At 69.1% G+C, this 9,316-nt stretch carries 7 protein-coding genes and 1 pseudogene; 3 read left to right on the top strand and 5 right to left on the bottom strand.

Going from position 1 to position 9,316, the window contains the following annotated elements; translation table 11 throughout:
* On the bottom strand, nt 1-644 hold a 644-nt coding region (locus tag EJK91_RS20860; RefSeq protein WP_346773480.1), incomplete at its 3' end, for a biotin/lipoyl-containing protein.
* A gap of 232 nt (nt 645-876) precedes the next feature.
* Here EJK91_RS20860 and EJK91_RS20855 point away from each other — a divergent pair.
* A complete protein-coding gene (locus tag EJK91_RS20855) occupies nt 877-1,779 on the top strand; it encodes a hypothetical protein (RefSeq protein WP_024440534.1) in 903 nt (300 codons plus the stop codon).
* Nucleotides 1,780-1,798: 19 nt separating this feature from the next.
* On the opposite strand, the gene EJK91_RS20850 is transcribed toward EJK91_RS20855, so the two are convergent.
* From EJK91_RS20850 to EJK91_RS22010, 3 genes are all read right to left on the bottom strand, one after another.
* Nucleotides 1,799-3,331, bottom strand: a complete 1,533-nt coding sequence (locus EJK91_RS20850; protein ID WP_125079862.1) for a leucyl aminopeptidase — start codon at nt 3,329-3,331, stop codon at nt 1,799-1,801.
* 11 nt (nt 3,332-3,342) lie between these two features.
* A complete protein-coding gene (locus EJK91_RS20845; protein ID WP_125079861.1) occupies nt 3,343-4,431 on the bottom strand; it encodes an adenylate/guanylate cyclase domain-containing protein in 1,089 nt (362 codons plus the stop codon).
* A 96-nt stretch (nt 4,432-4,527) separates the two neighbouring features.
* Complete coding sequence (locus EJK91_RS22010) at nt 4,528-6,207, bottom strand: hypothetical protein (RefSeq protein ID WP_164518054.1); 1,680 nt, start codon at nt 6,205-6,207, stop codon at nt 4,528-4,530.
* 383 nt (nt 6,208-6,590) lie between these two features.
* Between EJK91_RS22010 and gcvT the strand changes: the two genes are divergently transcribed.
* The gene (gcvT, locus tag EJK91_RS20835) at nt 6,591-7,691 is read left to right on the top strand and encodes a glycine cleavage system aminomethyltransferase GcvT (protein ID WP_369797565.1); all 1,101 of its coding nucleotides are present in this window, start codon (nt 6,591-6,593) and stop codon (nt 7,689-7,691) included.
* 23 nt (nt 7,692-7,714) lie between these two features.
* Nucleotides 7,715-8,821, top strand: a complete 1,107-nt coding sequence (locus tag EJK91_RS20830; protein WP_024440530.1) for a branched-chain amino acid aminotransferase — start codon at nt 7,715-7,717, stop codon at nt 8,819-8,821.
* Here the strand turns inward: EJK91_RS20830 and EJK91_RS22005 are convergent.
* Nucleotides 8,818-9,316 (bottom strand): annotated as a pseudogene (locus EJK91_RS22005) (PGRS repeat-containing protein); the annotation flags it as partial. The gene EJK91_RS20830 and the pseudogene EJK91_RS22005 overlap by 4 nt on opposite strands.

Raw genomic sequence — 9,316 nt, 5'->3', positions numbered from 1 at the left:
GGTACGGAAGCCGCCGGCGCACCCGAACCGATTCTGGCCAGTTCGCCGCCGACCTCGACGGTGGTGTCCTCCTCGGCGGTGATCGACAGCAGGGTACCGGCGACCGGGGAGGGGATCTCGGTGTCGACCTTGTCGGTGGAGACCTCCACCAACGGCTCGTCGACCTCGACCGTGTCGCCGACCTGCTTGAGCCAGCGCGTCACGGTGCCTTCGGTGACCGACTCACCCAGCTCGGGCATCAGCACCGGGGTGCCGTCTCCGGCGGGTGCCTCCGGGGCAGCGGGTGCCGCTGGAGCATCAGACAGGGGAGCCGCCGGGGCGGGCGCTTCGGCAGCGGGAGCCTGCTCGGCGGGCTCGGCCGCCGGTGCCGACGGGGCGTCGCTGCTCTCGCCGCCGCTGCTTTCCCCGGCCTCGCCGATCAGGGCCAGCTCGCCGCCCACCTCGACCGTGGTGTCCTCACCGGCGATGATCTTGGTCAGCACACCGGCCACCGGTGACGGGATCTCGGTGTCGACCTTGTCGGTGGAAACCTCCAGGAGTGGCTCGTCGACCTCGACGGTGTCGCCTTCCTGCTTGAGCCAGCGGGTCACCGTTCCCTCGGTGACGCTCTCACCGAGGGCGGGCATCTGGACTGAGAAGGCCATCGTTGTTGACTCCTCGCTCGATCGGTCGCTGCACGTCGTTTCCTGGATACCACGTCAGTGGTGGGGCGAGGGCGGTGTCCAGGTGGACTGTCGAAAACCATCCTGTCATTGCGGCGTCGTCGGCACACATCGAGGTGGCGGTCGAAGGGCTCTCGACGCCGTCGGGTATGGCGCACCGCAGCGTCCCTCAAAGCACTACTGCGGCCGCTTCAGCGTCACTAATATCTCGCGGGTGCCAACTGAGCAGATCGCTGCAGCCTGCGAGCTGTGGACCGGCTTCGACGTCTCGATCGTGGCCCGCAACTATGCCCAACTAGCCGGTTTGCTGGCCGGTTTCGCGTTCGTTGTCATCAATTTGGTGCTCGATCGTGCGTATCGGCGTCGCAGCGACGGTCATGCGCCGGACCCGCGCGAGGTCGAGCACGAGACCCTTACCGGGGTCGCGCTGATGAACGCATTTCTGGGGCTGTTCCTGACGGCGGTGCAATACAGCCTGCTGGCCGGCGAACAGGGATGCGCGGTGGTCAGCGGTCGGGCCACATCCGCAGAACTGTTGGGCGGCATATCATTTGTGGCCTCGCTCTATATTCTGCTGTACGCCGTAGTGCAGTTCGTCTCGGGTAGCGCAGGCACACTGATCAGACATTGCGTGTTCATCGTGGCGGTCCTGGTCCCGCCGATCGCGGTGTTCTTCGTGGAGGCGACGCTGGCCGACCTGGCGCTCGCACTCGGTGACCCGCAGACGCATCAGCCATTGCAGCCGCTGTGGGACGACGCCAACCGACTGTCGGTGCCCATCACGGTCGCCGTCGCCGCGGCCTGTGCGATCGGTTGGTTCCTGGGACGGGCACGACGGCGCAGCGAATCGCCGATCGGGCCCATGGCCGGCCGCATCCGGACCGCGTTCCCGTACTTGAGCACCGTGGTGATCGTCGCGGCGATCACCCGCTCAATGGCGGCGCTGCCGAAAACCGATGTGGCATCTCACCTGGACGCGACGGAGTCCTGGCTCTGGGTTGCCGTGTTCGCCGTGTTGATGTTGGTGCAAAGTGCGGCGCTGTCGTTTCAACAGGGCGTCGAAAACCCCGCGAGGCCGCCCCGGCCGGTGCGCAACGCCCAGAGCGCGGAGGAATAAGCCTGACGCCGGCCGTCGGTTATCCGTTCGCGGCGATGTCTTCCAGCACCGCGAACATGGTGCGGGTCGGCACGCCGGTGCCGCCCTTGGGCGTGTAGCCCCAGGCGCTGCCGGAGTTGTAGGCCGGCCCCGCCACATCGATGTGGACCCAGTCGACTCCGCCGGCCACGAACTCACGCAGGTACACCCCGGCGACCAACATCCCGGCGAAACGCTGACCGCTGACGTTGGCCAGGTCGGCCACCGTCGACTTCAGGTCCTCTTTGAGCTCGTCGGGCAGCGGCATGGGCCAGCCGTTCTCGCCGACGGCCTGCGAGAGGGACGCCACCCGGTCGCGGAAGTCGTCCGAACCCATCACCCCGGGGATGCGCGCGCCCAGCGCCACTGTCTGCGCGCCGGTCAGCGTCGAGGTCTCGATGAGATAGTCCGGGTTGTCCTCGCAGGCCCGCACGATCGCATCGGCCAGGATCAGCCGGCCCTCGGCGTCGGTGTTGAGCACCTCGACGGTGGTGCCGCCGTACTGGGTGAGCACGTCGCCCGGGCGCTGCGCGGTGGAAGACGGCATGTTCTCGGCCATCGGCACGGTGGCGGTCACCTCGATCGGCAGGCCACGGCGGGCGGCCAGCACCACGGTCGCGATCACCGCGGCCGCGCCGCCCATGTCGGAGGTCATGTGGTGCATCGAGGCGGCCGGCTTGATCGAGATGCCGCCGGTGTCGAAGGTGATGCCCTTGCCGACCAGGGCCACCTTCTTGGATGATGCCGCGTGCTTGGGCCGGTGGATCAACCGGACCAGACGCGGCGGGCGCGAGGAGCCCTGTCCGACACCGATCACTCCGCCGTAGCCGGCCTCGGCGAGCGCCTGCTCGTCGAGCACCTCGACGTCCAGGCCGGCTGCTTCGCCGAGTGCCTTGGCGCGGTCGGCGAATTCGGCCGGAAACAGGTGACTGGGCGGGGTGTTGACGAAGTCGCGGGCGGTAGCCACCGCGGCCGCGATATCGACGCCGCGCGCCGCGCTCGCCTCGGCGTCGGCCGCGGTGGACAACACGGCCACCGCCTGCAGGCCCGGTTCCTTGGGCGCGGTCTTCTCGCTGCGGAACGCGGTGAACCGATAGCCACCCAGCAGCAGTCCCTCGACACTGGCAGCGAGCACCCCGTCACCGGGCAGCCCGCTCAGCGCGCTGATCACCGTGGCGGTACCGTTCAGGGAACGCGCCGCATTCCCGGCGGCCCGGCGAACGGTGTCGGCCGGCCAGGAATCGCGCGGCTTGCCCAGCCCGACGGTCACCACGCTGGCCACCGCCAGTGACGCCACCACCAGCCGGTGCACCTGCTCACTGCCGCCTTTGGCGCCCAGCGCGCGCAGACCGGCCTCGATCTCGGCGACCGCCTCGGCGGGCAGCGCCGGCTCGGTCGTGGCGACCGACGCGGTGGATTCGGACTCGTCACCGGCCGATACGACCGGCACGATCAGCACGGCCTCATCGGCGTTCGTGTGCAGCGCGGCGGCGACGGTGACGGAGGGGGCGGGGTATCCGGGTTCGGTGCTCACAAGCACTCACCCTAACGATCTGGGTTCGGATGCAATTGGTATGCCGGGACGGGTTCGTCGAAACCCTTGAGTGTCAACGGTTCCTGAAGGGTTGCCGGCCATTCGGGGAGTACTTCGCGGACGCAAGTAGACGCCAGCACCTGCCCGGGTACGGCCGCATCCACCAGGCGCGCGGCCAGATTGACCGGGGTGCCGAAGTAGTCGCCGTTGATCGCCAGCATCTCGCCGTAGGCCACCCCGGCGCGTACCTGCAGACCGGCTTTGCGGGCCTTGGGATGGTCGACAAGGTCGATCGCCGCCCGGGCCAGCAGTTCTCCGGTCGCACTCACCCACATCACCGCGTCGCCGATGAACTTGACCACCCTCCCGCCGTCGCAATGCACGACGTCGGCGACGGTGCCCGCGAAGTCGGTGAGCAGCGTGGCCAGCTCCGCGGACGTGAGGACCTGGGTCAGCGCGGTGAAACCGGTCAGGTCGGCGAACCCGACGCCGCACATCAAGCTGGCGGACGGCCCGCCGGCCAGCCCCTCGAGGAAGGTCCGGTGGCTGACCTGGTGCTGGCGGTGGACGGCGTCGATCATGGCGCCGATGCGCGGGATGTAGGCAGCGACCGCTCGCCAGGCCCGGGCGGTGGTCAGTTCGTCTCCGGTGTGTCCCAGCCACATCTCGGGTTGGGTCAGCCGGATCATGCTGGACTCGGCCTCGGCCAGGCGCGCCATCGTCGCGCCCAGCACCCGCAGGAATCCGTCGACGGGTTCGCCGAGGTAGGACCGCATCTGGGCCCAGGTGGCCAGCCCGTCGACGTCGGCCTGGCTCAGCGCGGGGGTGTCCGGACCGGGCACACTGAGCCCGAGCATCCGCCAGGCCTGCGCGACGTCGTCGAGTGGCAGGCCCAAGGCTTCGGCGGCGGTGCGCAACGTGTAGTCGGGCGGGCCCGAACGGCCCACCGCGTCGCCGGCCAGGCCGAACAACCGGCCCCGGCGCTCGGCGTCGGCCATCTCCTCGGCGGAGAAGCCCAGGCCGTCGAGGTATTCGACCAGGCCCGCGCGGTCCCTGGCGTCAGCGATACCGGCAGCTTCGAGCGCATCGAAGTCGACCATCTGGATAGTCTGCCAGTCGCCGGCCGGAGACTGGGGAGTTACCGCGAGCTGGGCGCAGAGCGGCTAGCTCCCCGGGGTGCGATCATTGCCGCAGTTCTAGCGCGGCGTTCCCGGAGTGCCTGCCGCGCCCGGGGGAACTCCGGTGCCTCCAGCGCCGCCGATGTTCCCGACTGCGCCAGCGGAGCCGTTGCCCCCGTTCCCGCCGTTGCCACCGCCACCGTTGTTCATGTAGTCGCCGGCATCGCCGCCGTTTCCGCCGCGGCCAGCGGTATGGCCGGTGCCGATGCCGGATCCGCCGTTGCCTCCGCGGCCGCCGTCACCACCGATCGATCCGCCTTCGCCGCCGTTGCCGCCGTTTCCACCGTCACCGTAGGTCCCACGGGCGTTGCCGCCATTGCCTCCGTTGCCAGCATTGCCGGACGTTCCGTACGTAGAGCCGTTGCCTCCGTCGCCGCCGTTTCCGGCGTTGCCATAAGTGGTGCCGCCGCTGCCGCCGTTGCCGCCATCACCGGCGTGGCCCACGACACCGCCGTGCCCGCCGAAGCTGCCGTAATCCAAAACTGCGCCTACGGCGCCGCCCGTCCCGCCGTTTCCGCCGTTTCCGGTGACACCGCCATCACCGCCAGCACCGCCTACCCCGCCGCTGCCTGAGTTGCCAGCGGTGCCGAACAGGTTCCAGAACCAGTAGCCGTCGGGGCCCCCCGTTCCGCCGTCTCCGCCGTTGCCCCCTGCTCCAGCGGTGCCGGTGCCGACGGCGACGCCACCGGCACCACCCGCGCCGCCCATTCCGCCATTGCCGCCGGTGCCATAGAGAAGTCCGCCGACGTACGCCGGCCCTGGGATGCCTCCGTGGCCCCCGTTGCCGCCGTTACCTCCGTTTTGTCCGGCCCCGCCGGCGCCGCCCACCCCACCGTTGCCGCCGTTTCCACCGGCGCTGAAGTACAGTCCGGCGGCTCCGCCGTAGCCGCCGTCACCCCCGTTGCCGCCGAGGGACCCGTTTCCGCCGTTTCCGCCGTTTCCGCCATTGCCCCAGATGAATCCGCCGTTGCCACCGCCGCCGCCCATGCCGCCGTCGCCGCCGAATTGGCCGTCACCACCGTTGGTGCCGTTGCCGCCGTTGCCGAATAGGAAGCCGGCCGAGCCGCCTATGCCGGCTGCACCGTTGATCGGTTCGGTGAGAGCGAAAGTGGTTAGCCCAGAAGGGGAACCAACGTCGTTGGCGCTGCCGGCGTTGCCGCCGTTGCCGATCCAGGACAGGGCGCTGCCGCCGCTGCCGGTCAGGCCCCAGCCGTTGCCGCCGTCGCCGAACCACAGCCCGCCGTCGCCGCCGTCGGGGTGGTCAGCGGTGCCGTCGGCGCCGTCGCCGATGAGGTACTGGCCGAACAGGGCATTGACTTGGCTGCCGACCGCCAGGCCGAAGTCGCTGTTGATCCAGTTCTCGATGCTGGTGTGCCACGGGTCGTAGACGAGCGCCTGGAACCAGTCGCCACTCGCCAATGCTTCGGCGGATCCGCTCGTGAACCAGGTGTCGAGGTTCAGTGCCGCCACGAAGGCGTCGGTGGAGCCGCCGGTGGGATCGACACCGAACAGGGGGTCGACGAAGTCGAAGATCCAGTCCAGCTCGTCTGCCTGAGCCTGTGGTTGCTCGATCAGCGGGGTCATGCCGAGCGCGAGACACGCGGCCGCACCACTGGCAGCACCGATTGCCCGGTTGAGACGGCGAGCCTTCGCGTTGCGCGGGCGACGACGCGCCTCGGCGCAGTTGTTGTTGGTCAAGGGGCCTTCTCCTAGCAAGTAGCGATGTGGAAGCTGTGGATCACTTAGGTATTGGCGTTAAGTTACGGGAGCTTCTCGGGGTGGTCAACATTTGTGGATGCACTGTGTCGAAACTGGGGTTATCGGCCATCAACACAGTCCTTGAATACGCCTTATTGCGACCATAATCTCCCTCCTCGGCGGTCTACTCGCGTTGACGGAGCGCCTAAGGGCAAGTGGCCGGCTCGACGAAGGTCGGATTGAGTAAAGTGATATTAGAAGCATCTGAGGAAATGATCCGGGCGATCGAGGTCAGTGCTCGCTCAATTCCAGCCCTTTGCGTTCGAGCCCGGCCGGCGCCGGCGCTCCGATCGGGCCGGCACTCGCCTCGCCGATTAGGGTGGATCGACGTGAGCGAACTGCAACACGGACCCCTGGAAGACCACCATCGCGCACTGGGCGCCAGCTTCGCCGAGTTCGGCGGGTGGCTGATGCCGGTGTCCTACGCCGGCACCGTCGCCGAGCACAATGCCACCCGCGCCAGCGTCGGGCTGTTCGACGTCAGCCATCTGGGCAAGGCGACTGTTCGTGGTGCGGGCGCGGCGGCCTTCGTCAATGCGACGCTCACCAACGACCTGGCCAGAATCACGCCGGGGCAGGCCCAATACACCTTGTGCTGCAACGAATCTGGTGGCGTTATCGACGACTTGATCGCCTACTACGTTGCCGACGACGAGATCTTTCTGGTGCCCAATGCCGCCAACACCGCGGCCGTGGTGGCCGTGCTGCAGGAGGTGGCGCCGGCCGGGGTGACGATCACCGACGAACATCGTTCGCGCGCGGTGCTGGCCGTGCAGGGCCCGCGATCGGCCGAGGTTGTGGCGGGTCTCGGCCTGCCGACCGAGATGGACTACATGGCGTTCGCCGACGCCGCCTACGCCGGCGTGCCGGTGCGGGTGTGCCGGTCCGGCTACACCGGTGAACACGGCTATGAGCTGCTGCCGGACTGGGACTCGGCGGGGGTGGTGTTCGACGCGCTGGTAGAGGCCGTGCGGGCGATCGGCGGTGAGCCGGCCGGCCTGGGTGCCCGCGACACGTTGCGCACCGAGATGGGTTATGCGCTGCACGGCCATGAACTGTCGCCGGCCATCTCACCGCTGCAGGCCCGTTGCGGGTGGGCGATCGGCTGGAAGAAGGAATCGTTCTTCGGCCGCGACGCACTGCTGGCGGAGAAAGCGGCCGGTCCCGCGCGGCTGCTGCGGGGGCTGCGCGCCACGGGTCGGGGAGTGCTGCGTGCCGACCTGGCCGTGCTCGACGGTGACCGCCGGGTCGGGGTCACCACCTCGGGCACGTTCTCGCCGACGCTGAAGGCCGGCATTGCGCTGGCGCTGATCGATGTAGATGCGGGTATCGAGGACGGCGCCCAGCTCACCGTCGACGTGCGCGGTCGCGCCGTCGAATGCCAGGTGGTGACGCCGCCGTTCGTCACGGCAAAAACCCGCTAGCGCACCGGTTATACAATCGCTGCATGACGAGCAGCCTCCTCGAGTTCCATGTGTCGGTCACCGCAAACCCGACGCCGGACGAGGTGCGCGAATCCATTTTGGCGGAGCCGGGTTTCGGCAAGTACCACACCGACCACATGGTGTCGATCGACTACACGGTGGACGCGGGTTGGCACAATGCGCGGGTCATTCCCTACGGACCCATCGAACTGGACCCGTCGGCCATCGTCCTGCACTACGCGCAAGAGGTGTTCGAAGGGCTCAAGGCCTACCGGTGGAGCGACGGGTCGATCGTCTCTTTCCGGCCCGAGGCCAATGCCGCGCGGATGCGGGCCTCATCGCGACGGCTGGCCATTCCGGAGCTGCCCGACGAGCTGTTCATCGAGTCGTTGCGGCAGCTGATCGCCGTGGATGGCGCCTGGGTGCCGGAGGCGGGCGGCGAGGAGTCGCTGTACCTGCGGCCATTCGTCTTCGCCACCGAGCCGGGCCTGGGGGTCCGTCCCGCCAACGAGTACCGCTGCCTGGTGATGGGCTCACCGGCCGGCGCGTACTTCAAGGGCGGGATCAAGCCGGTGAGCGTGTGGCTGTCGACGGAGTACGTGCGGGCCTGCCCCGGCGGCACCGGCGCGGCCAAGTTCGGCGGTAATTACGCGGCGTCACTGGTCGCGCAGGCCCAGGCCGCCGACAACGGCTGCGATCAGGTGGTGTGGCTGGATGCGGCCGAGCGGCGCTATGTCGAAGAGATGGGCGGGATGAACCTGTTCTTCGTGTTCGGCACCGGTGGCTCGGCGCGCCTGGTCACTCCTGAGTTGTCCGGCTCGCTGCTGCCCGGTATCACCCGGGACTCCTTGCTGCAGTTGGCAACCGATGCCGGGTTCAGTGTCGAAGAACGCAAGATCGATGTCAGTGAATGGCAGAAGAAGGCCGCCTCGGGGGAGATCACCGAGGTCTTCGCCTGCGGGACGGCTGCGGTCATCACCCCGGTGTCACAGGTCAAATCCGCCGAAGGCGAATTCACCATCGCCGACGGTCAGCCCGGCGAGGTCACCATGGCGCTGCGGGACACTCTGACCGGTATTCAGCGCGGTACCTTCGCCGACACCCACGGCTGGATGGCCCGGCTGGATTAGCCCGGCACTCCCGGTGTGCCGGGTGTGCCGTCGGCGCCGCCTGGTCCGCCATCACCGCCGGAGGCACCCGCGCCGTCGGCGACGGTTTGGCCCGCGCCGCCCACACCGCCGCTGCCGTCCGCGCCGGGGTGGGCGACCCCGCCGGCCCCGCCGGTGCCGCCGAACCCGCCGGTGGCGGTGCCCGCGGCGGCAGTGGTCGCATCGCCGCCGGCGCCGCCGTCACCGCCCACACCGCCGGTGCCATCGTTGTAGCCGTCGGCTCCCGCGTCGACGAAGCCGTCGGCGGTGCCGCCGACACCACCCGTACCGCCGCCGCCGCCGATGGCGCCTTGCCCGATGACGACGGAGCTGCCGCCGGTGCCGTCACCGCCCACGCCCCCTGCACCGCCTTCGCCGCCCGTGCCGACATTGAAGGCGACGCCGCCGGTCCCGCCGTCTCCACCGCGACCTCCGATGCCGAAACCGCCGCCGACGGCACTGATTCCGCTACCGGAC

The organism is Mycobacterium sp. P7213, assembly GCF_900604305.1.
Taxonomy (GTDB): Bacteria; Actinomycetota; Actinomycetes; order Mycobacteriales; family Mycobacteriaceae; genus Mycobacterium.
Note: the sequence above shows the minus strand (reverse complement) of the source record. Positions and strands in the feature narration are given on the sequence as shown.

Excerpts from the sequence above, each read along its gene's own strand:
- EJK91_RS20845 (WP_125079861.1), bottom strand. The coding sequence starts at position 4,431 with ATGGTCGACTTCGATGCGCTCGAAGCTGCCGGTATCGCTGACGCCAGG.
- EJK91_RS20830 (WP_024440530.1), top strand. The coding sequence starts at position 7,715 with ATGACGAGCAGCCTCCTCGAGTTCCATGTGTCGGTCACCGCAAACCCG.